Source organism: Pseudoalteromonas sp. APC 3694, from assembly GCF_030407565.1.
GTDB classification, from domain to species: Bacteria; Pseudomonadota; Gammaproteobacteria; order Enterobacterales; family Alteromonadaceae; genus Pseudoalteromonas; species Pseudoalteromonas tetraodonis.
Genome location: NZ_JASDDE010000006.1, coordinates 72,128 through 94,429 on the forward strand (window position 1 = coordinate 72,128; position 22,302 = coordinate 94,429).

16 protein-coding genes and 3 pseudogenes are annotated in these 22,302 nt (G+C 40.4%); 8 read left to right on the plus strand and 11 right to left on the minus strand.

Annotated features, from left to right (window positions below; genetic code table 11):
• Positions 1-12 precede the first annotated feature (12 nt).
• The 3 genes and pseudogenes from QMA00_RS03875 to QMA00_RS03885 form a co-directional block, all read right to left on the minus strand.
• A complete protein-coding gene (locus tag QMA00_RS03875; RefSeq protein ID WP_076920733.1) occupies positions 13-2,616 on the minus strand; it encodes a DUF2339 domain-containing protein in 2,604 nt (867 codons plus the stop codon).
• A gap of 76 nt (positions 2,617-2,692) precedes the next feature.
• Positions 2,693-3,591, minus strand: a pseudogene (locus tag QMA00_RS03880) (GGDEF domain-containing protein).
• 64 nt (positions 3,592-3,655) lie between these two features.
• Positions 3,656-4,240: a VTT domain-containing protein gene (locus QMA00_RS03885; RefSeq protein ID WP_033102872.1), complete on the minus strand. Its 585-nt coding sequence runs from the start codon at positions 4,238-4,240 to the stop codon at positions 3,656-3,658.
• Positions 4,241-4,385: 145 nt separating this feature from the next.
• Between QMA00_RS03885 and QMA00_RS03890 the strand changes: the two are divergent.
• Positions 4,386-5,618 (plus strand): annotated as a pseudogene (locus QMA00_RS03890) (TMEM143 family protein).
• Between the two features lie 63 nt (positions 5,619-5,681).
• Here the strand turns inward: QMA00_RS03890 and QMA00_RS03895 are convergent.
• From QMA00_RS03895 to QMA00_RS03920, 5 genes and pseudogenes are all read right to left on the minus strand, one after another.
• On the minus strand, positions 5,682-8,819 hold the full coding sequence (locus tag QMA00_RS03895) for a CusA/CzcA family heavy metal efflux RND transporter (RefSeq protein ID WP_076920735.1): 3,138 nt from the start codon (positions 8,817-8,819) through the stop codon (positions 5,682-5,684).
• An 8-nt stretch (positions 8,820-8,827) separates the two neighbouring features.
• On the minus strand, positions 8,828-10,057 hold the full coding sequence (locus QMA00_RS03900) for an efflux RND transporter periplasmic adaptor subunit (protein ID WP_024601307.1): 1,230 nt from the start codon (positions 10,055-10,057) through the stop codon (positions 8,828-8,830).
• Positions 10,054-11,307 (minus strand): annotated as a pseudogene (locus QMA00_RS03910) (TolC family protein). Before QMA00_RS03910 ends, QMA00_RS03900 begins: the two are co-directional and overlap by 4 nt.
• Before the next feature lie 173 nt (positions 11,308-11,480).
• On the minus strand, positions 11,481-11,786 hold the full coding sequence (locus tag QMA00_RS03915) for a hypothetical protein (protein WP_254843606.1): 306 nt from the start codon (positions 11,784-11,786) through the stop codon (positions 11,481-11,483).
• 210 nt (positions 11,787-11,996) lie between these two features.
• Positions 11,997-13,142, minus strand: coding sequence for an iron-containing alcohol dehydrogenase (locus QMA00_RS03920; protein ID WP_013465765.1), 1,146 nt, complete (start codon positions 13,140-13,142; stop codon positions 11,997-11,999).
• A 183-nt stretch (positions 13,143-13,325) separates the two neighbouring features.
• Between QMA00_RS03920 and QMA00_RS03925 the strand changes: the two genes are divergently transcribed.
• Together QMA00_RS03925 and QMA00_RS03930 are read left to right on the plus strand one after the other, a co-directional pair.
• The gene (locus tag QMA00_RS03925) at positions 13,326-14,204 is read left to right on the plus strand and encodes an AraC family transcriptional regulator (RefSeq protein WP_024601309.1); all 879 of its coding nucleotides are present in this window, start codon (positions 13,326-13,328) and stop codon (positions 14,202-14,204) included.
• A gap of 110 nt (positions 14,205-14,314) precedes the next feature.
• Positions 14,315-15,937 carry a diguanylate cyclase gene (locus tag QMA00_RS03930; RefSeq protein ID WP_290156098.1) on the plus strand — a complete coding sequence of 541 codons (1,623 nt, stop codon included), beginning with the start codon at positions 14,315-14,317 and terminating at the stop codon, positions 15,935-15,937.
• 24 nt (positions 15,938-15,961) lie between these two features.
• Here the strand turns inward: QMA00_RS03930 and QMA00_RS03935 are convergent, their stop codons facing one another.
• Positions 15,962-16,384 carry a VOC family protein gene (locus QMA00_RS03935; RefSeq protein WP_290156100.1) on the minus strand — a complete coding sequence of 141 codons (423 nt, stop codon included), beginning with the start codon at positions 16,382-16,384 and terminating at the stop codon, positions 15,962-15,964.
• 283 nt (positions 16,385-16,667) lie between these two features.
• Here QMA00_RS03935 and QMA00_RS03940 point away from each other — a divergent pair, with 283 nt between their 5' ends.
• From QMA00_RS03940 to QMA00_RS03955, 4 genes are all read left to right on the plus strand, one after another.
• Positions 16,668-16,973, plus strand: coding sequence for a hypothetical protein (locus tag QMA00_RS03940; protein ID WP_008111425.1), 306 nt, complete (start codon positions 16,668-16,670; stop codon positions 16,971-16,973).
• Positions 16,970-17,353, plus strand: coding sequence for a hypothetical protein (locus QMA00_RS03945; RefSeq protein ID WP_036981428.1), 384 nt, complete (start codon positions 16,970-16,972; stop codon positions 17,351-17,353). Before QMA00_RS03940 ends, QMA00_RS03945 begins: the two co-directional genes overlap by 4 nt.
• A 165-nt stretch (positions 17,354-17,518) precedes the next feature.
• Positions 17,519-18,001: a DUF3015 domain-containing protein gene (locus QMA00_RS03950; protein ID WP_036956603.1), complete on the plus strand. Its 483-nt coding sequence runs from the start codon at positions 17,519-17,521 to the stop codon at positions 17,999-18,001.
• 80 nt (positions 18,002-18,081) lie between these two features.
• Complete coding sequence (locus tag QMA00_RS03955) at positions 18,082-19,914, plus strand: DUF4105 domain-containing protein (RefSeq protein ID WP_290156104.1); 1,833 nt, start codon at positions 18,082-18,084, stop codon at positions 19,912-19,914.
• 5 nt (positions 19,915-19,919) lie between these two features.
• On the opposite strand, the gene QMA00_RS03960 is transcribed toward QMA00_RS03955, so the two are convergent.
• Positions 19,920-20,741, minus strand: coding sequence for a sterol desaturase family protein (locus QMA00_RS03960; protein WP_248532464.1), 822 nt, complete (start codon positions 20,739-20,741; stop codon positions 19,920-19,922).
• Positions 20,731-21,180 (minus strand): SRPBCC family protein, encoded by a 450-nt coding sequence (locus QMA00_RS03965; protein ID WP_214553116.1) that lies wholly within the window; start codon positions 21,178-21,180, stop codon positions 20,731-20,733. The genes QMA00_RS03960 and QMA00_RS03965 overlap by 11 nt, the downstream gene beginning before the upstream one ends.
• 96 nt (positions 21,181-21,276) lie before the next feature.
• Here QMA00_RS03965 and QMA00_RS03970 point away from each other — a divergent pair, with 96 nt between their 5' ends.
• Positions 21,277-22,275: an AraC family transcriptional regulator gene (locus tag QMA00_RS03970; protein ID WP_248474427.1), complete on the plus strand. Its 999-nt coding sequence runs from the start codon at positions 21,277-21,279 to the stop codon at positions 22,273-22,275.
• Positions 22,276-22,302 lie beyond the last annotated feature (27 nt).

Genomic DNA, 22,302 nt, shown 5'->3' on the forward strand with positions numbered 1-22,302 from the left:
CTGGGCTTAAACTTAACTATGACTGCGCTTTCTGAGTTTTTGGAACAACCAACTTAGCCCTACCAGCGACAGCCCTAAGCCAATAAACGATAATGCTTTTAGAAGTCCCGTTAAGTTTGCCATATCAATTAAAAATACCTTAACAATTACAGCGCCAAGAATACCAAGACCAACATTTTGCAGTAACCGTTGCTGTTTTAAATGCCCGGCTATCACGACCAGTGCGCCGAGTAACAACCAAATAACCGAATAGCTATATAGTTCGGCGTCACTGGTTGCTTTATCAAGATAAATGAAGCCACCTTGCCAATATTGGCGGATCAAGGTATTGATAGCTAACAGGGCTAATAAACCAGACACTCCGAGTGTAATTTGACTCAATTTAGCATTTAACGATTTAACTAAACTCGCTAACCATAACGCCAGTAGGCTTGGTACCAACCAAATTAAAATCACCCAGTTAAATATTGGCGTTTCACCAACATAAAGACGCATTAATAACGGATTATCATCTAACGTTGTTTTAATTAACAATAAGCCAGCTAACGCTGATAAAATCAAACCTGCAGTGCGGTATAACTTACCCAGCTGCCCAGCACTTTGCGCCCGATATAAATAAACGCAGCCTAAAGCAAGCAAGTTACAACTGAGCAAAACTTGCTCATAAAAACTTAAAGAAAACAGCTGAGGGTAGTGCCCTACCAGTTGATAACTGGTCTCGGTTGTCACAAATAACGCTAAACAATGCAGTGCTGCTCCTTCAAGCCATATTTTTAGTTTTGAAGTATTAAAACATTTAGCCGCTGCAAAAAATAACCCTATACACAGCGGGTAAACAACTAAGCTCCAATGCAAACCAAATATGCTTAGTTCATCATAACTAGGCGTCCACGGCGATAAGGTAAGGCGTAAAAGTAATGCTGCCACAAGGGCTTTTATTGGCCAGTGTGGCATAGCCACATTGTATTTTTTTATCAATAAGCTCAGCAGTAATACTTGAACAGCCAGTGCAATGGTAAGGCCGCTATCACTCAGTAACATTGTAATTGCTAAAGTGATATTGGCGTTTGCTCCCACCCAATAACTAAAACGCTGCCATAAGGTTGTATTATTTTGCGTAAATTTAATTAACACCGCACTCATTAAACATAACAATACCGCCCAAAGTGGATAAGCGGTTGCTAAAGCCGTATTTGGGATAATCGCATACAAAGTGCCAACTAATGCAAACACGCTTAATGAAGCAAGCAAATGAAAAGCTAATCGTTTTGGGTATTTATTACCAAAATAGAGTCCATAGCCACTTAACCCCAGAGCAAGTAATAAGCCTAGCCCATATTCGTTTTTAAAAATAAATAACGCATCATCAAAGGCATAAGTTTGTTTAGCACTGATCACTAGTAACAGCGCAATCACTAAAGAAACCCCTTGCCATGCATCCCAACGGCTATTTTTTAACACTAAAAATAGTAACAAAGCGATGCTTAACAACGCCACGATTTGCCATTGTAAATTAAACAAACTCAATAGCATGGCAATCATTAAAGGCGCCATAAAGGCCAGTAATAATCCGTGATCTGGAAATAAGTTAACTAATCGTTTGAAGCTGTGCGGGCGCACTTCAAGGGTATTAAAGCCCAAGCCTAAGCGTGCAATAGCGATTAAGCCTAAAATACTTAGTAACGCATAAGCGCCTATTAACCACACTGTGTCATAGTTAAATAGAGTGAGTCCGACCAAGTACCAGCCTATATGCCCTACCCACAGTAAATACCACAACCACACTCGCTGTACTTTATGTGCCACAACCGCTGCGGCAACACTCACAAGGGCAACATAAATAAGTAAAGAAAATAACTGACCACTGCCCGTATTTACCCAAATAGGAACACTGTATGCGCCTATAATGCCAATTACAGCAAGTAAAGGACCTAACTTAATCGCCATTGCACTGGCGCAAAGAGCAATCACTGCTAAGCCAATAAATGCCCACTCAGCACTTAGCATGGTAAAGCTGTTATAGGCCAAAAACATTAAGGCAAAGCAAGTCATAAAGCCGCCACTGGCAAAGGCTGCAGGAATGTAATTATTAAAGCCTTCAAAAACGATACGTTTATAATGTAAATAATACGCTGCTGCGATTAAGCCAATGCCAAATAATCCACCGGCACTGAGCCTCATCGCAGGTGAAAGTAGCCCCGCCTCTAAACTGTACTTGGCTAAAAACACGCCACCTAAAGCCAAAGCAATAGCACCAATCCAAGTCATCCAGTTTTGTTCAAAGCCTGCACGTAATTGTTTAAAAAGCAGTTCAATACTCGATGGCTTTTTAATTGCTACTTTAGGTAGTGGCGTATGTTTAATGCTCGCAGGTTTATAATCAGAGGCAGGAATGTCTGAGCGGTTTAGAGGTATTGCGTTATCTACTTGAGGGTCAGCGGAGGATTTTTCATTTTTTGCTGCATTTGAGCTTAACTCGAACTGTAATAGTTTTAGTTTTAATACTGCAACCTCTTGTTTAAGGGTGTTTAATTGCACTAAGGCCACTAATCCACAAATAGCCCCTGCAACAATCGCAATAGATACAATAATTGCTAATCCGATTAACTCATCCATACAGTCCCTTTTTTATCTCGCAACACAAGTCCCCAAAAACAGCATGAGCGAAATCTATTTTATAAAATTACTATGTTTAAGCAACCTCAAGGCGATCACGGCCTGCTTTTTTGGCTCGGTATAATGCCTGATCTGCACGTTTCATTACATTGTCAAAGGTCTGTTCGCTACTACGGTGCGCAATACCTATACTAACCGTTAAAGAACGCTGATTTTGTACTGTAATAGTACGAGCCGTCTCTAGAATAGTCTGCGAAAAGTTAAGTACTTCATCAAGCTCATAACTAGGCAGGTAAGCGGCAAACTCCTCACCACCTATACGAGCAAAAATATTTTCATCTTTAAGAAGACGGTTCACTTTATCAGCAAACTGTTTAAGCACCTTATCGCCCACATCGTGGCCATAATCGTCATTAATACGTTTAAAGTGGTCGAGATCTATAATTAAAACAGTGTAAGGATTATTAACAACCTCCTTCACATGCTGATAAAAGCAGCGACGGTTATACACTTTGGTTAAATCATCCATAATAAACTCTTGCGCTAACCGGTTGTGCATTCGCTGCATAAAGTGCATAGTTTTAAATAAACCATAAGCGGTAATTAGCATACCTAATGTGCGACATAAGTCTTCTACGTAATTGCTTATCCAAAAAGGCTGACGTATTACTTCATCGAGCACATCGGCAGTAGAGCCTACAATCCATAGCATTAAACCGATACTGACATATAAATACGCTTTTTTAGCTAACCGTGAACATTGCACTACAAAAAAATAGCAAAAATCACCACTAAATTAATAAAGTCAGTGGTAAAGCCATAGAGGTTTTGGGCTATGTCTAATCGGGGAAAGTACATCAACGAAAAAATTGAGAAAGCGATAATAAACGCCAGCATAGCTAAAATTAACAGCTTGTTTAATCTGGTAATTTTTACAAAGCGGCTGAGCTTGAGGCTCACTTTTTCCGGATTCATCATGGGCTGTGTTTAAATTTATTATTGTTAATAAAAACTATACCATAAACTTAAACTGCTTTATTTATATTTGCGTACTAATTATCCAGCCAATAGCAATTAAAATAGTTAATCCAATCATGGTCTTAGTTTTGTGCTTGCTGATAAGTCGCTCAGCTTGATTGCCCGCATAATACACCACGATTGCCAAACCAAAATAGCGTATAGAGCGCGCAATCGCAGATGCCACTAAAAACAGTGCCAGCGAATACTTAGTTGCACCAGCGGCCAGCATCGCAATTTGAAACGGAATAGGAACGATACCTAGGCTTAACACAAACCAAAATCCTTGTGCCTGCATTTTTTGTTTTACGTTTTCAAACTGCTCAGGGCTTGAGAATGTGTTGATAACCCAATCGCCAATGATATCAAATAAGTAATAGCCTAAAGCATAGCCAAATAACGCACCTACAATACAGCCTAGTGTTGCCATTAGGGCAATTTGCCAAAGCTTTTCCCGCCTTGCTTGCATAAGCGGTACCAGCACCGCCTCGAGTGGAATGGGCACTATGGTGGATTCTAAAAATGAGGCGATAGTAATCCCACCCAGCATATTTTTAGACTCAATAAACTGACGTGTTTTTTGCTTGAGCTTTTTTTGTATAGCCATAAACGTCCTGTTAGCAATTAGGTAAGTGATTAAATCATCTCATAATTAGGTTAATGCTACCTGAAGAAATACAGTCAACATAGTAATCAGTAAAAGACTGCTTTATTATCTTTATATACCATTATACTTTTAAAATTTTCACAATATGCAAACTGCTCGCTACATTCCTTTTAGAAAACACGACATCATTACAATGTGCGCCAAAGAGCTTACCAAAGACCAACAAACTTCTTTTAAGCAGCTTTGTGAACTTTTAGCCAGCTTAATTCACTTTCAGTACCATGGCACACTTGAGTCATTAAAAAACAATTACGCGCCTTTTGACCCAAATAGCGATACTCGTTTAATAAACAGCGTGACTGATGAGCAAAAAGCTCTGTGCCAACGCGATTTTGCTAAAGATTTCGCCAACGTATTAAATGCGGCTAATTTTGAAGTGATCACCCATCAAGACTTACAAGATGCATTAAACGAAGAATCGCTTTTTAAAGTTCGCCTTGAGGTAGAGTTTGAGGATTTTGAAGAAGTGGTTTTTTATCGCAGAGGCGAATCGCAACTAACCGAAACCATAACCAGCTTTTGGGGGTTACGTAAAAAGCCACTGCATTTTACCAACTACGATCGCGTAGCAGTATTTATCCGTTTTAAAGATAAAGCCTATTTTGAATCAAAAAATAAACTACCTATGGGGTTTGAGCCCAGCTCAACCATAGTAAAACTATTTCAAAATGTGCCAAAAGCTGACTTAGAAATGCTATTCCCTAATAGCGAAGTACGGATGCGTCCTATTGATAAAGTGATTATTGGCTCGTCAGCACTTATTGGCGGTGCGGTGGTGTTAGTTACCAAACTGGGCGCCTCATTACTTCTACTGTTTGCTTTGTTTACATTTTAGGGAGGGTTTAGTGATAAAGTCGTTACCATGACTCAGCAGCACTTTATTACGTTAGCCATTGGTATTGGTGTATTTGGCAGTTTTGTATTTAAAGAGTGGAGTAAATTTAAAAACCGTAAAATTAAATTTATGAAAGCGCTGAGCGATAATCTGTACTTTAAAAACCTAGATAACAACGCCGGTGTTTTTCATACACTAATAGACGCCGCCGAAGAAGAAGACATAAAAGAAGCCCTACTGGCCTACACGTTTTTACTAAAATCTAAAAATGGCTTAAGTGCTCACGCACTTGATGAGCAGATAGAGACGTGGTTTAAAAGCAAGTACCAATGCGAGCTAGATTTTGAAATTAGCGACGCGCTTGAAAAGCTTGAACGTATGCATTTAGTAACTTGCACAAACACCCTATATAACGCGGTAAATCTAGAGCGCGCAAAAGCCATATTAGATGAGCGCTGGGATAGCCTATTTCAATATAACTAAGCAACTCCTTACTTAACAAAAAAGCAGCTGACACTTCAGCTGCTTTTTACGTTATTACCTAATTTAGGCTGTTTGCTGCTTTTTAAATTTTGCATGCACTAATTTATAAAGTGCTGGTAAAATTAACAATGTGAGCAAAGTGGATGACATAATTCCACCTACCACCACGGTTGCCAAAGGCCGTTGTATTTCAGCGCCGGTACCGGTATTTAGCGCCATAGGTATAAAGCCTAAACTAGCCACAAGCGCGGTCATTAGCACTGGGCGTAATCGCTGTAGTGCCCCGCTATGTATTGCATAATATAAGCTTAACCCCTCATTTCGTAATTGCTTAATGAACGACAACATCACTACACCGTTTAATACCGCAACCCCACTTAGCGCAATAAACCCCACACCCGCTGAAATAGAAAGCGGCATATCTCGTAGCAATAATGCCAATACCCCACCGGTCAGTGCCAGTGGTACACCACTGAATATAATAAGTGAATCACGCAGCGATCCAAAAGCACTATAAAGTAAGCCAAAAATAAGCAATAAAGTCACAGGCACTACCAACGACAAACGCTTACTCGCCGATTGTAATTGCTCAAACGTACCGCCGTATTCAAGCCAATAACCGCTGGGTAGGTTAAGTTGTGCGTTCATAGTCGCTTGGGCATCTCTTACAAAGCTGGCTAAATCGCGTCCTGTTACATTCGCTGTTACTACCACATTGCGCTTGCCGCTTTCGCGATTTATTTGATTAGGGCCTTTTTCAATACTGATTGTAGCCACTTCTCCAAGCGGTACAAATGCAAGCTCAGGGTTACTACTTTGAGGTAATGCAATAGGTAAACGCGCAAGCACAGAGACATCATCAGACCAACGCTTATCTAAGCGTACTAATAACGAAAAGCGCTTATCACCCTCATAAATTAGCCCTGTTTGCACCCCACCAACAGCAGCGGCAAGCGTTTGTTGAATGTCGTTTACAGTTAATCCTAATAACGCCATGTGGTCTCGCACTGGAGTAACAGAAAGTGTAGGCAGCCCCTGTATTTGTTCTAAACGAACATCAGTAGCACCGGTAATATTTCGCATTAAACCAGTGGCTTTTTCGCCAAACTGCTTAAGTATGGCTAAATCGTCACCGTAAATACGCAGCGCTACATCGGCACGCACACCAGCAATTAACTCGTTAAAGCGCATTTCTATAGGCTGGGTAAATTCATAGTTATTACCCGGTACCTCATTCACACGATGACGAATTTGCTGCACTAACGCGTCTTTACTCAGTGATGGGTTTGGCCATTGCTCGGACGGCTTTAACATTAAAAAGGTGTCAGCAACATTTGGCGGCATAGGATCGCTGGCTACATCCGCAGTACCAATCTTCGAAAATACGTTCGCAATTTCGGGTTGCGCTAATAAAGCCTGCTCCAACTGTTTTTGCATTTGCACCGATTGTTCAATACCGGTGCCAGTAATACGCAGCGCATGCATTGCAATATCACCTTCATCTAGCTGGGGTAAAAATTCGGCGCCCATATTTTTAACTTTAAAGCCAAGTACTAGTACTAAAACCGTGGCAATGCTCACCATCACCCACGGTAATTTAAGCGATAAGTTAAGCAGTGGCTTGTAGATTTTTTTAACACCATGCATTACTGCATTTTCGCTTTCATCTACTTTACCACGCACAAATACGGCAATAGCCGCCGGCACAAAGGTGACAGCAAAAATAAGTGCACCTATTAACGCAGCAACAACAGTAAACGCCATAGGCTGAAACATTTTGCCCTCAACACCACTGAGCGCAAATAGCGGTAAATACACCAACATAATAATTAAAATACCAAATACGGCGGGGCTAAACACTTCTTTGGTGGCTGAAGTGACAACCTCTAAACGCTCACTGAGCGTAAGTAAGCGGCCATGTTTATGTTGAGCCATCCCTAATTGACGAAGGCAGTTTTCAACCACAATCACCGCGCCATCTACAATTAATCCAAAATCGATTGCGCCTAAGCTCATTAAGTTACCCGAGACTCGATTGCCCACCATACAAGTAATAGCAAATAGCATACTCAGCGGAATAACCATGGCGGTAATAAGCGCACCAGTGATGTTCCCGAGCAATAACAGTAAAATGACGATAACTAATACCGCCCCTTCAAACAGGTTTTTTTGTACTGTGGCAATGGTTTTATCAACCAGATTGGTACGGTCATAGACAGGCTCAACGATAACCCCTGCAGGTAAGCTTTTTTGTACCTCTATCAACTTATCTGCCATGGCTTTGGCGACCACACGGCTGTTTTCACCTATTAGCATCATTGCCGTGCCTAGTACGGTTTCCTCGCCATTATAAGTAGCCGCGCCAGTTCTGAGTTCTTTTCCTAAGTATACATTTGCCACGTCTTTAATTCGCACAGGAGCATCATCACGCTTAGCAATAACGGTGTTTGCTATATCGGCTAAGGTTTTTAATTGCCCAGGTGAGCGCACTAAATATTGGCCGTCAAAGCGCTCTATATAACCGGCTCCGCGATTGCTGTTATTAAGCTCAAGTGCACTAATAACATCGTTGATTGTCAGCTTATAAGCAATAAGCTTTTCTGGTATGGGCGCAACTTGGTACTGGCGCTCAAAGCCACCTTGACTGTTTATTTCGGTTACGCCTTTTACTTTTAAAAGCTGCGGACGAATAACCCAGTCTTGTAAAGTACGTAAATCTTCGGCGCTGTAAGGCATACCATCACTTTTTAACGCATCGAGTTTTGCATGCACGCTATAGGTAAATATTTCACCTAAGCCACTGGCAATAGGTCCAAGGTTTGGCTCAATATTATTAGGTAAATCGGCGCGAATACTTTGAATACGCTCTCCAATTTGTTGACGCGCCCAATATATGTCGGTGCCCTCATCAAAAATAATGGTTACTTGAGAAAGCCCATAGCGAGAAAGCGAACGGGTATAATCAAGCTTAGGAATACCCGCCATCGCTGTTTCGACTAAGTAAGTGATACGCTGCTCAACTTCAAGCGGCGTAAAACCAGGCGCTTTAGTATTAATTTGCACTTGCACGTTGGTAATATCGGGGACAGCATCTACCGCTAAGTTTTGGATGTTATACACACCAAACCCAGCAAATAAAAATGTCAGTGCCAGTACCATCATGCGGCGTTTAACCGCAAAAGAAACAATCCAGTTAATCATGGTACCTCCTAGTGAGCGTGACTTGCGCCGCTTTTTAAAATATCGGCTTTGATCACATAGCTATTGGTTGTGACGTACTCGCTACCTGGGCTTAAACCCGCGATCACTTCAACCCACTCGCTACTTTTTGCGCCTAAAGTAACAGGGCGTACTTCAAACACACTATTTTTACGCACAAACACACTCGCCATACCATTAAACTCTTGAATAGCCTCAGGCTTTACACGCACGTTAGCATTAACCTTATCGATACTGACATCACTATTAACATGCATACCTGGACGCCAATGACCATCAGGGTTATTAAGCTCAATACGAGCACGTGCAATGTGCCCGCCGGTCATCATAGGCGCTATAAAAAACACCTTACCTTGGGCATTTAAATGATGATGTAAATCGTACACCGTGGCACTTTGACCAATGGCTAGGTTTTCAATATTTTCAGGAAAGGCAGAGAGCTCAACCCATACTTTATCAAGGTTCACGACTTGCATAAGCGCGCGAGTACTTGCCAGTTCGCCACGCTTTAAATATTGCTCGGTTACAACACCGCTAATGGGGCTTTTAATACTGTAGTTTTGCAATGTTTCACGGTTGGTGACACTGGCCAGTACCTCACCTTTTTGAACCTTTTGACCAATGCTGACAAAAATATCGCTGATCAATCCGGTATATGGCGCCATCACTTCTACTGTGCCGTGCTGTGTCGGTGCAATAACACCAAACAGCGTGTCAGAAATATCAACCTCGCCGCTTTTTGCTATCTGCGTTTCAATACCCGCACCTTTAACTACTCGCTCACTAAGCATAGTGCGGCCTTCGTGTTGGGTGTACTCAAAACTAACGTGTTCACCTTTATAATTGGCAGTAATGAAAAGCGCAAACGAATGTGGCTCATTTATGGGTTGCGTGCTAACAAGGTACTCATTCTCACGCGTAAATTGTATTTTTTGCGGCGCTTCTACTAATCGTTTTAAGTTCATTTCGATGCTTAAATCGTTGATATCTACCGGCTGATTTTGCTCATAACCATATACGCGCAGCTCAACTTTACCTGCCAATTCTTGCAGCTTTAACTCAAGAGTGAGCTTTTCGTTGGTTAATAAAAAGCCGCCGTGTGGACCTTGTTTTTGGGTTTGCTCTGTTTGGTCATGCTCTGCTGAGGCAAATGCATGTGTGCTTATAAGGCTCGTTGTAAACGAAAGTGATACTAATAATGCGATAAACGTGTTGTTCATGGTTGAAAAGTCTCAATTAAAGATTGGCCAGTTAAACGCTCAAGAGTAAGGTGCGTTTGATATAGTACTGCATAGGTATTGATAAGTGCGCGTTTAGAGTCAAATAGAGCTTGTTGGGCATCGAGCAATTGCAACACCGAAATTTGTCCGCGTTGATAGCTTTTTAAACTTTGCTCAATGAGTGTTTGGGCTTGTGGAATAACCTGCCCTGATAACAACTGCGCCTGTAACGTTTTGCCTTGGTAATAGGCGTACAAGGTACGAACTTGTTGGCGTAACTGAACCCGTAATTGCTCTTGCTGCTTGCTTAGCAGTGCCAACTGACTGTTAGCCGCTTCAATATTACCGCTATTTGAGTTACTCAATTGCAGCGGCATAGAAAACGAAAACAGTAACGAACTGGTATCGCTTTATAGATTGAAGCGCAGGCCTGCACCTACATTAATATCGCTTTGCCCGTTAGCTTTTTGCAGCGTTAAGTTGGCCGCTTGCTGCAAATATTGTTGCTGCAACATAGCAAACTCAGGCGCTTGGTTAACTGCATTGAGTAACGCTTGCTCAGATTTAAGCGGTATTAAAGTAGCCATATTCCCTGCGAAATTCGTGTAGTCATGTTGCTCATTCCACAACTCATTGAGCGATAAACGCGCTCGCTCAAATTCGCTATTTAGCTTAGCTTTATCAAGCTCTACTTGGCTAAGCGCATAACGCATACGGGTTACATCGGCTTGCGATACAGCGCCAGCGTTAGCCCGTTGCTTTATTGCTTTAAGAGCTTGGCTCACCACGTGTTGTCGTTCGCTGTTAAGCGTAAGTAAGGTTTGAAATTTAAGCGCCTCGTAATATCGCTCACCAGTGGTTGCTAATAAAGCTAACCGAGTATTTTGATATTGTATTGCTTGGGCTTTAATGTTCGCCGTTGCGTAATTTATGCGGCTTTGGCGTTTATCTCCAAGCTCTATAAGCTGGCTAAATGCCAAGGTTATTTCAGCCCCTTGCACACCACGCGCATCGTTTGTTCCTAAGAGGTTTTCGGCTTCTACATTTATTACAGGGTTAGGCGAAAGCGCCGCTTGAGATTTAAGCGCGCTGAGTATTTTTTGATGATAAGGATAGCGTTTTAATAGCGGATTTTGTTGCTCGGTATTTATCAACGCTTGTTTTAGGGTTAACGTTTTAACATTTGCAAACGCACTAAAAGCAGGTAGCGCGCACAGCATCACCACCAGCATAATTGGTTTTTTATTCATATAGCTTGTCCGTTTTTTAATAAACAGAGTTCACTTGCAAACCATTCACAACCTACGCTAAAAACAGCGACAGTGTAAAATAGTTAGCAATTTAAACATGCCTATAACAGCCCATGGAACGCTTACGCGCAGGCAGCTAAAAGCACAATAATTAATTGAAATTAAATTAAAAACTAGCTAAATGAATTCGGTGGGGGTACATCAGGTGGATAATTTAAACCATGGTAATACACAAGTACTGAGGGTTTACTTTGTTGAGGAATAATAGCGTGACTAAGTGTGCTGTAATAGCCACAGTGACAATGTTGGTGTGCATGAATCTCAACCGGTGGCTGATTATCGCTTTGTCCTTGGTCATTATCAGCGGTTATAGTGTTTTGTGATAATGCGTTACTTACATGCTCAACGTCTTCTTGTAAATGGTATGCAGCGCCATCACAACTTATAAAGCTGTGCACAAGCACGAGTAACATGACCATTAACAAACGATTTTAGCGCATAATTTAGCTATCTTCTCAGCCTAAAATTGACTTAAATAAACCTAACCAATTGAAGCCACATAGTATATTAGCGGCAAACGACAATAAAGGGCTTTTTATCAATTAATGGCGCCAATTGCGTTTACTGAGGTTAACTATAAAACAAAAAACCACCGGCTTTAATAGCCAGTGGTTTTTTAAAATTAACGCTTAAGCAACCGCGTGTTCTAAAATTTCACGGCTTTCTTTTAGCGTAATCGCTTGGTTTTCACCAAGGGCAACCATGCCATGTGCTTCTAGTTTGCCAATAATATTATCAATGGCAGCCGCTTTATCATCACCATGTTCAGTTAGCTGTGTTGCAACCTCAAGGCTGTGGTAAAACGCTTCAATCGCTTGAATTGTTTGCTCTGCTAAATCGTCTGTTTGCTCAAGGCCAAATACGTTTTTACCCATTTGCTCTAGTTTCGCTTTTTTAACTGCAAATTGATTGCGCAATAACGAAGGCTGAACAATAGCAAGCGAACGCGCATGGTCAACACCATAGGCAGCAGTAAGCTCATGACCAATCATGTGGGTTGCCCAATCTTGCGATACGCCAGAACCAATTAAGCCATTAAGTGCTTGGTTAGCTGCCCACATAAGGTTTGCACGCCATGCATCGTCTTGGTTTTCAAAGTTATCGCCCAGTGTTTTGAGCGTTTTTAACAGTGCCTCTGCGTATCCTTCTTGTACCAATGCGCCTTCAGGGAACGTAAGGTATTGCTCACAAGTATGCACCCACGCATCAACTAAGCCATTTACAAGCTGGCGCTGTGGTAATGTTTTCATTACATCAGGATCCATAATCGCAAATTTAGGCAGTACTTCTGGTGAAGCAAACGGCAATTTTTGCTTAGTCGCTTCTTTGCTTACCACTGAGTTTTGGTTAGATTCAGAACCTGTAGCTGGTAGCGTTAATACGGCACCAATTGGTAATGCGCTAGTAATTGTATGCTTGCCAGTAGGAATGTCCCAACCTTCGCCGTCGTATACTGCAGAAGCCGCAATGTATTTAACGCCGTCTATTACAGAGCCGCCGCCGACACCTAATACAAAGTCGATATCTTGTTCTTTACAAATTTTAACCGCTTGGTCAAGTACTTCAATTGTTGGGTTAGCACCCACGCCCGAGAATTCTACCCAATCAAAACCTTCAAGTGCAGCAGCAACTTGGTCATACACGCCGTTCTTTTTAATTGAGCCGCCGCCATAAACAACTAATACTTTTTGATCTTTTGCGATCAAGTCGCTAAGTGCGGCAATTTGCTGTTGGCCAAATTGGATGAGAGTGGGATTTACGTAGCTAAATTTCATTATTTTGCTCCTAGGTGACGGTTAATTTCATAATGCTTTACTTAGTCACATATCAAGTAAAGCTTTGATGAATGCATATTAGTAGCAAAGTTAATATATAAAAAGCCCAATAACTGCCTAAAGCTTGCCTAAAACTACCAGCACTGTTATTTTACGCAAAATATTTTAATTACAGATACTTTTATGCCCATCATAGCCAAAATGTTGCAACAATACGCCGAGCACAATAATTTACTAAGCTTTGAGGGCACCATGGAAACAATTATTCCTGGGGTGTATTTTCATCGCGCTACCAAAAGTTCACCGCGCCAGCCGCTTATTTATAATTCAGGCATAATCGTGGTTGGCCAAGGCCATAAAATAATTCATTTCCCAGAACATCAAATAAAATACGGCGAAGGTGATTACTTGGTACTAGGTGTACCGGTCCCATTAGAGTGTGAAGCGTTTACCGATAATGACTTACCGGTTATGGGCATAGCTATAGATATAAACCCTGTCATGTTGCACAAGCTGGTTAATCAGATGATGCAGCACCAGCCTTTATCTGTCTCCAGCGCGAACATTGGCGCAGTACAATCAGCAAAGCTAGACTGCGCAATGGAGCAGGTAACATGTAGGTTACTAACGGTTTTAAATAATCCACTTGAGGCTGAGGTATTCGGCGAAGATATAGTAAAAGAGCTAGTGTATCGTGTCCTTTGCGGCCCCCAAGGGAATACTTTAATAGGCCTAGCTATGCATGATGGCCATTATGCGCGTATAGCTCGCACACTAGCAACGATGCATCAGGACTATGCAAACCCTATTACTGTTGAAGGTTTAGCAGAAGAGGTAAATATGAGCGTATCCTCTTTTCATCGTGCATTTAGACAGGTAACGTTTGAATCTCCCTTACAATACTTAAAAAAAGTACGTTTAGCTAAAGCAAAAGAGTTAATTACCACAGCGGGCAGCAAAGCAAATGAAGCTGCTTTTAAGGTAGGTTACACCAGTGCATCACAGTTTAGCCGTGAGTTTAAACGCCACTTTAATAAAACTCCGAGTGAAATACAGTTATAAAAATAAGATTTACCCATTCATGCGCTATATCAAACTTTATTATTAACTTTTACTAGCAAAGATAACACGCTTTGTTAATATAGGGCAACTGCCATTTTTATAACCCTACTATGCTCAATAACACCGTAACAATAAGGAAGCACTTACATACAACCACCTCCTTATGTATTAAATTTTGCGGTGCTTTATTTGTCATTTTTATTTTTCTTATCTGCAATACAGCTATTGCAAAAGATAGCTGCAATTTAAAATCTATCGCAAACAGTGTATCCATTCCCTTATCGCAAGGTATTGCTGCAGACATAAAACTAGAAAAAGGCATTAACCAATTTGAGTTGGTATGTACGCTAAACCAAAGCGGTGTTTTTACGTTTACTCGCCCTGCACTTGAACGTTTTTCGTGGCAACAAAATAACCAATTAAAAGCCCCTTTAAAAACAAATCAAATGGCTATTTTAATGGAACAAGGCAGCTTTAATGCAAAGCTAACTTTAACCACTACTGCCAGCTATAACCCCCGGTTTACTTGGCTAGACTCACAGCAATTTATTGAAAAGGTGCAGTTGTACAATTTAATATTTGGGGTGTTTTATGGATTATGCGCAACGCTTATTTTTTATGCTTTAATAATAGGTTATGGCATTAAAGACGCTATTTTTAAACTGTATGGCATCTATCTTTTTTGTATCGCTAGCTTTATTTTTTTACAAGAAGGCCAGCCCTATTTATTTACCAATGGCTACTTTTCTGCATATATCAGCCACCTTTATACATTAAGCATTGGTTTAACTATAGTCAGTGCTACTTGGTTTATGAGCGCACTATTAGAGCTACCTGAGTATTGGCGCAAATTAAGTTATGCATTAAAAATTATCGCGTTATGTGTACTGACTTTGTGCTTACAAAAAATAGCTTTAGATTTACCCACTATTACTAATATTACCGCAATCGTTACTGGCTATTTGTCACTACTGATTGTGGTGACCATTTTTATACTCTCAGCTGTGCAAGCTAAACAAGGCGTTAACGAAGCCAGCTTGGTATTTATTGCCTTAAGCTGTGTATTTATCAGCATGATATTTAGAGTGTTACTAACCGAATACAGTCCTTTTATACAGCGTTATGGGTTTGTGATTGCTTTTACGATTGAATCCCTGCTTCTTGCTATAGCAGTTGGTAGGCGAATTCAACGACTTAGTTATGCTAAAAAACAGGCTGAACAGCACGCTAATTACGATCATCTTTGTCATATTTATAACCGCCGAGGCTGGAGTTTAAAAGCCAATGAGTTATTAAAAAAACACGCTCAACGTGGTGGCGTGTTGTGTTTTTTATATATCGATTTAGACCGATTTAAAGCAATAAATGATACCTACGGCCATGATGTTGGCGATAAAGTACTCTGTACGGTGGCAGAGTCAATTAGTCAGCATATGCGCAGTGAAGACGCAGTTGGCCGCTTAGGCGGAGATGAGTTTGTGGCTATGGCATTATTTACCAGCAAAGATAAAATTAACCAGCGAGTTGCGACCCTTGAAAAAAAATTAAATGCGCTTAGCTTAGAACACCAAGGCAACACCATCGCTATTTACGCAAGCGTAGGACAAATAAACTATAGCGAAGCGCCTAAAAATTTAGATGAGGTTTTAAAAGCCGGTGATGAAGCAATGTATCAGAAAAAGTCTTTACGAAAAGCGCAGGCTAAGCAAACCTACACAAGAGAAAACGCCTAAAGTAATCGTTTAGGCGCATAATCATTACTCGTCTTTTTTGAATAAGACTTCTGGGTTTACCATAGTTTTCATTTCTAAAACGTTACAATTTGGATCTTCAATAAAAAACGTTTCTTGCTCAAATTCATCACCTACAAAACGGCGGTAAGGCTTATCTAAATATTCAAGGCCGGCGTCTGCAATACGTTTTTTTAATGCTTGAAATTCATCTTCAGATAAATGAATGCCAAAATGCGGTACAGCTACAGCGCCCATATCAACATCATGACGCACCGTTGGTAAGCGCTCTGTGCTTTGATGAAGCGTTAACTCGTTACCCCAAAAATCAATGTCTACCCATCGCCCAGCTTCACTATTACCCGTTTTACAACCAAGCACGTCACAATAAAACGCTTTCGCTTTTTCAAGATCACCAGCTGGAATAGCCAAATGCAAACAGTTAGACATAAATTACCTTAGGTTATAACTTTTAATATATGAAATATGCTGCATTATACATAATTTGTAATTTATAGAACATTAATGGCATTATTTTTAGTCATTCATTGCGTACATTTAATTTAAAGCCACGGTTATTTGCTCTTTTGGAAGCCATATATCGCTTTTAGTCTTAAATTGTCGATTTTAACTATTAAAGCTAAAACTGAACCTTTATGATGTGCGCCTTATGACTAAATTCATACTTTTAAAATTCATCACCTTTTTTATCGGCTGCTTGTCGTGCTTTATAATGCATACCACATTGGCATTACCTATTGTTGTGTCTGCTGCTTTAACAGGCCTCATCGGCTCATTTATTCCGTTTCCTGCACGTTATCAAAACCACCCTTATGCCTCCATTTATGCAGGTAGTTTTGCCGGTATGTGTTCCACCAGCTTAATTAGCAACTATTGGGAAATCGCTATTATTTCTGCCATTGGCGCTGTTTTATATACACTAACACTTAATGTATTTGCAGGATTTGGCGGACGATTAGGCAGTATTGCATTTGCCAGTGTAGCCCTGTTTGTTTTAGCTAAAGGATTGCTGATATGACTATTACATACCCAGTATTAGCCTTGGCTGGTGCTTTTTTTACCTTTTATTTAGCAAAGCATAACCGCTTTGATGCTATAAGAGCCTCAGCTGCACTTTCAATTATTGCCTATTTGATTTTTGCACAGCTGAGCCTCAACGCAGAACTCTATAGTATCGTTTTTTTTGGCGGCACCTTTATTGGCATGAGCGCCCCTCACCGCTTTGGTGTTTATACGCTTGCCAGTTCAGCAATTATATTTTCATTGTTTTTTGCCTATTTGGTTCCCATTCTTGATGGCTTTGGTGGCGCTTTGGGAATTAGTGCATTTTTATCAGTGTGTATTTGCCACCTTTTTATTTTACTGGGTGCGCCAAGAAGTAAAAAGCAAAGTTCTTAAAGCTAGCTAAAACCAGTAAGTAACGTGTTTATTTTATTAATTAAAGTAAGCGCAACATGAAAAAATTCATAGCTTGTTATGTTCCTTTTTTCTACAACTCTGTTAAAATCCTCCGCGCTCTTTGTTTACCCTAAATAAAGACTAATCAAATATGGATTTATGGATATGAAAAAAATAATCGCAGTAGCAGCACTTTCTTTACTTCCTTTCTCTAATGCTATGGCTGACCAAGATATTGGTTGTGGCCTAGGCTCTATGTTATTTGCTGGTCAGCAAGGTAAAGGCGTTAAAATTTTAGGCGCTACAACTAATGGTACTTCTGGTAACCAAACTTTCGGTATTACTTTTGGTACTTTAGGTTGTGACGGTACTGGTACTGTTACTTCTTCTGAAAAAATCGCATTATTCATCGATGGCAACATGGAGCAACTTGCTCGTGATATGTCTCAAGGTGAAGGCGAAACTTTAGCAACACTTGCTGAGGTTTGGGGCGTTGCAGACCAAGATAAAGCAGCATTCAACAAACTTGCTCAAGCACAATTTTCTTCAGTATTTACTTCTGAGAACGTAACTTCACAAACAGTGTTAGAAAACCTAAACGCTGTTGTAGCAAGCGATGCACAACTAGCTTCTTATACTCTTTCTTAATCAGCTAAATTAGCCGGTTTTATATGTATAAATAAAGCCGCTAGAGTATCCTCTAGCGGCTTTTTTATGATTTAGCGATTATGAAAAAAATATTATTTACCTTGCTAGCCATACTTTTTAGTATGCAATCAAATGCTAAAAGTATTGAAAAAAGTACCTTAGCCACACACCCTTATTGGCTTAAACTGGGCCACTACCGCAATACAACCTTCAGAAGCTGGAAAAGCGAGGTGGATAGCGCCGAGTTTTTTTTATCCCCTACAGGTAAAACCAGCCCAGTAGATGAGTTAAATGCCACCATTAGCGCATTTAATGCCAGTAAAAGCAGTCAACAAAAATACAGCTGTCAATTTCCAGCTCGCTACACATGGCTAAAATCAAAAATTAAAAACAATTGGCCTGCTCTTGATTGCGCTGAGCTTAAAACCTGGCAACAAGTCATTAATCCTAAAGGGGTTACGCTTGTATTCCCTACCGCATTTATGAACAGCCCTTCATCAATGTTTGGGCACACTTTACTGCGCATCGACGCTAAAGATCAAACCCGTAGTAAAGAACTGATTGCCTTTGCTGTAAACTTTGCGGCAGAACCTGATGACTCAGATAACGCTGCCATGTATGCACTGAAAGGCCTTGTTGGTAGCTATCCGGGTAAGTTTTCACTTATGCCGTATTATAAAAAAGTACGCGAATATAATGATTTAGAATCACGCGATATTTGGGAATACAAACTCAATTTAACTGAGCAACAAGTTGAGCGGGTATTACTGCATTTATGGGAGTTACAACGCGCCACTTTTGATTACTTTTTTATAGACGAAAACTGCTCATATCAGTTACTGGGGCTATTACAATTAGCTAAAGACGACCTTAATTTAACCTCGCAATTTAACATGCAGGCTATTCCTTCAGACACAGTTGCCGCACTTAGAGACAACAATTTACTGCAAGCTCCTAATTACCGCCCTGCTTTTGGCACTAAGCTTTATCACTATTCAACACAGTTAAGTGATCAACAACTTAGTGATGCGAGGGAGCTTATGCAAGGCAAGCCATTAAATACCCGTAATTACTCACAAAAAGAGCTAGTAGCTATACTAGAAATGGCGTACGAATGGCTAAACTTTGAATTTTACGATAAAGCCCTAAACCGTGAAAAAATAGCCCCAAGGCTTACTAAGTTATTATTAATGCGCAGTAAGTATGCTGTTCCTTCTCCTTTATCTAAGCCCAACAAACCTAAAGCCTCGCCAGAGCAAGGCCACGGTTCTTCTAGGCTAACAGTAAAAAGAGTGCAAAATAATAACCAGCAAAACACCACCAATTTAGCTTATCGCCTTGCTTATCATGATTTACTAGACAGACCCGCTGGCTTTATACCCGGTGCTCAAATTAGCTTTTTTGACTTAGCAGCTAACCTATCAGATAGCGGTAATAGCCAGATTGAGCATTTTTACTTACTTGATGCTATGTCGCTTGCCCCCGATAATCGTGTATTTGATAGCTGGTCGTGGAATATAAAAATGGGCTTTGATAGGCAACCAAGCCCAAACAAACGCTCTGGCCGATTTTTTACTAAAGGTGGATATGGTAAGTCTTATGGCAACCCGAACCGTGTGCATGGCTATATTTTGGGACAGTTTGAGCTAAATACTGGTGATATTTCTAACCAGCTAAGTATAGGGCTAGGTAGTGAGGCTGGCATTATTTGGCAAGTAAATAACAATCACAAACTTGCGCTAACGGGTAATATGTTTTGGCTAAACGATAATACCGCTAATAACCACAGCGAAGCTGCGCTAACCTGGAGCTATGCGCTGTCACGTAACATAGCGCTTCGCAGCCAAATAAAGCTCGAAAAATGGCACAACCATAATACTGCGGCTAGTTTAGCCCTACAGTTTTACTTTTAAGTCTATTATTTAATTTTAATGCTACTGGTTGGGTAGCCAAATAGCACTTCGCATTTCGCTTTTAACCCTTTCGCCGTATAGGTACTTTTTAATAAATGAGCCCACTGATGAAACGTTATTATTAGTGGGTTATTGCTATTTAGCTGGCCTACGATGCCATATTTACAGGGCTGATTTTTGTCCTCCTCTATAAAGGTACCAAACAGCTTATCCCAAATAATAAGGACGCCGGCAAAGTTTTTATCGAGGTAGCTTTTATTAATTGCATGATGAACCCTGTGGTGCGATGGCGTATTAAATACCCTTTCCAACCAGCCTAACTTGCCTACGATTTGCGTATGCACAAAAAATTGGTACGCTAAATTAAGTGCCACCACACTAAATACTGTAAGCGGGTCAAAACCTATGAGAATCATGGGCAGCCAAAATACCCACATGCCGGCTACTGGGTACATTATGCTTTGCCTAAACGCAGTGGTAAAATTCATTTTAGTAGAACTATGATGCACTACATGAGCGGCCCATAACCAATGAATATGGTGTGATGCACGATGAAACCAATAGTATAAAAAGTCTTGCAGTAAAAAAGCGCCTAAAACAGTAAATACTGTCAATTCAATATCAAATAGTCGAAACTGATACAACCAATAAAAAAACGGCATTAATAATAATAACGCAATGGCATCAGCGCCTTGATGTAATAAAGCAAGTAACGCGTTGGCTAAGCTGTCTTTTATATCGTAGTAACGTCTAAATTTTATAAACTCAACCCCTACAAACAGCAAAAAAATAGGGCTCAGTGCCAATAAAATAATTTCAATGCTCATGACGTTTCTCCTGAAAATAGCTGGCTATTTTTTTAAGTGCTTGGCTAACATCTTTTTTTATAAAAAAAGCCAGTATAAAGTCGGGTAACCACAAAGGCGCAATACAACGAATATGGTAGCTGATCTCGGTGAGTGATGGCTGAGTATTATTGGCTTTTAAGTAAATATCACCACGGTGCTGTGCAACGGGTTTATCCCCTAAAATGCGGTAACAAATGTGGCTATTATTGGCCGTTATTATTTGCTCTTTAAATGTTGTACCTTGCATTTTTATTTGTCTAATGGTGCCTTTTCCACCACTTATTTCACCCGAGTCTTGCGGTGTTAACACTTCAAACTGCGCATTAAAAAAGCGCCCCAAATCAGCATGCGCTAATAATAAGGTGCATAATTGTTCAGGCGTTGCTGCCACACTATGTTTAACGTTTATCTCAATCATTGTGTGCCCCATATTATTTTTATAGATCTCTAGCATATAAAAATATTGCATGGCAAACTTGCGATTAGATGACTATTTTTTAGCTTTAGGCGACAAATGAAAACCTTAGCCGATCATTACTTTTCTAGCTGTTTGGATTATCTTCAAAGCACAGGATTAGATAGCCAAGAGATACTAACTGCCATTGAATTTGATGAATATGCAAATAAGCAAACACAACAATTAGCGCCTCGTATTAGCTTAAAAAGCTATAATGCGCTGCTTAGTTATGCACAGCAAACGCTAAATGACTCCTTATTCGGGTTTGAGTTAGGAAAACAAATACGCACCGCTGATTTTGGTGTACTTGGGTATTTAATTGAATCAAGTACTAATCTAGCCAGTGCCATTACTGCATTACTGAGCTACGACAGTTTAGTGGCTAACATAGGGCGTGCTGAGTTTGAACAGCAACAAACACTTTGCAAGGTAACCTGGTTAGCAGACCCACAGTGCAGTCCACAGGCCGTATTACGAAATATGACCGCGTGGGTAAGTGTTATACGCCAACTGCTTAATCCTCAGCTTTCGCCTAGTTGCGTTTATTTCATAGCACATTTTTCAGACAGTGAGTTACAACAATTAGCGCAATGGTTTAATTGCCCAGTAAAAGCTGGCGCTAACTTTAATCAAGTAGAGTTTCCAAGTAGTTACTTAACCCTTCCTTTTAAAACCGATAACTCCCAGATTAACGCTGTGCTAAAGCAAATGTCAGAGCAACAGCTATCCCAGTTTAAAAGTCAGCAATTATTAACAGAAAAAATTAATCATATTTTAATGGCTAAATACGATTTGCAGGACTGTTCACTGATCAGAACGGCTAGTGCTTTAAATATGACCCCGCGCACAGTGCAACGTCATCTAAAGCAAGAAAACACCAATTTTGCCGCTCTTCTTGAGCAAGAGCAAAAACGCCGTTTGTTAACTTATATTCCTCATTATCCGCTAAGCAGTATTGCAACTATGTTGGGGTTTAATGATCAAAGCTCTTTTAATCGCGCCTTTAAGCGCTGGTATCAATGCTCACCTCGTCAATTTATAAAAAACAATAATTAAACAATTTGATTACCTAAAACACACATT

Coding starts and splice junctions, on each gene's coding strand:
- QMA00_RS03875 (WP_076920733.1), bottom strand. CDS start 2,616: ATGGATGAGTTAATCGGATTAGCAATTATTGTATCTATTGCGATTGTT.
- QMA00_RS03885 (WP_033102872.1), bottom strand. CDS start 4,240: ATGGCTATACAAAAAAAGCTCAAGCAAAAAACACGTCAGTTTATTGAG.
- QMA00_RS03895 (WP_076920735.1), bottom strand. CDS start 8,819: ATGATTAACTGGATTGTTTCTTTTGCGGTTAAACGCCGCATGATGGTA.
- QMA00_RS03900 (WP_024601307.1), bottom strand. CDS start 10,057: ATGAACAACACGTTTATCGCATTATTAGTATCACTTTCGTTTACAACG.
- QMA00_RS03915 (WP_254843606.1), bottom strand. CDS start 11,786: ATGGTCATGTTACTCGTGCTTGTGCACAGCTTTATAAGTTGTGATGGC.
- QMA00_RS03920 (WP_013465765.1), bottom strand. CDS start 13,142: ATGAAATTTAGCTACGTAAATCCCACTCTCATCCAATTTGGCCAACAG.
- QMA00_RS03925 (WP_024601309.1), top strand. CDS start 13,326: ATGCCCATCATAGCCAAAATGTTGCAACAATACGCCGAGCACAATAAT.
- QMA00_RS03930 (WP_290156098.1), top strand. CDS start 14,315: ATGCTCAATAACACCGTAACAATAAGGAAGCACTTACATACAACCACC.
- QMA00_RS03935 (WP_290156100.1), bottom strand. CDS start 16,384: ATGTCTAACTGTTTGCATTTGGCTATTCCAGCTGGTGATCTTGAAAAA.
- QMA00_RS03940 (WP_008111425.1), top strand. CDS start 16,668: ATGCATACCACATTGGCATTACCTATTGTTGTGTCTGCTGCTTTAACA.
- QMA00_RS03945 (WP_036981428.1), top strand. CDS start 16,970: ATGACTATTACATACCCAGTATTAGCCTTGGCTGGTGCTTTTTTTACC.
- QMA00_RS03950 (WP_036956603.1), top strand. CDS start 17,519: ATGAAAAAAATAATCGCAGTAGCAGCACTTTCTTTACTTCCTTTCTCT.
- QMA00_RS03955 (WP_290156104.1), top strand. CDS start 18,082: ATGAAAAAAATATTATTTACCTTGCTAGCCATACTTTTTAGTATGCAA.
- QMA00_RS03960 (WP_248532464.1), bottom strand. CDS start 20,741: ATGAGCATTGAAATTATTTTATTGGCACTGAGCCCTATTTTTTTGCTG.
- QMA00_RS03965 (WP_214553116.1), bottom strand. CDS start 21,180: ATGATTGAGATAAACGTTAAACATAGTGTGGCAGCAACGCCTGAACAA.
- QMA00_RS03970 (WP_248474427.1), top strand. CDS start 21,277: ATGAAAACCTTAGCCGATCATTACTTTTCTAGCTGTTTGGATTATCTT.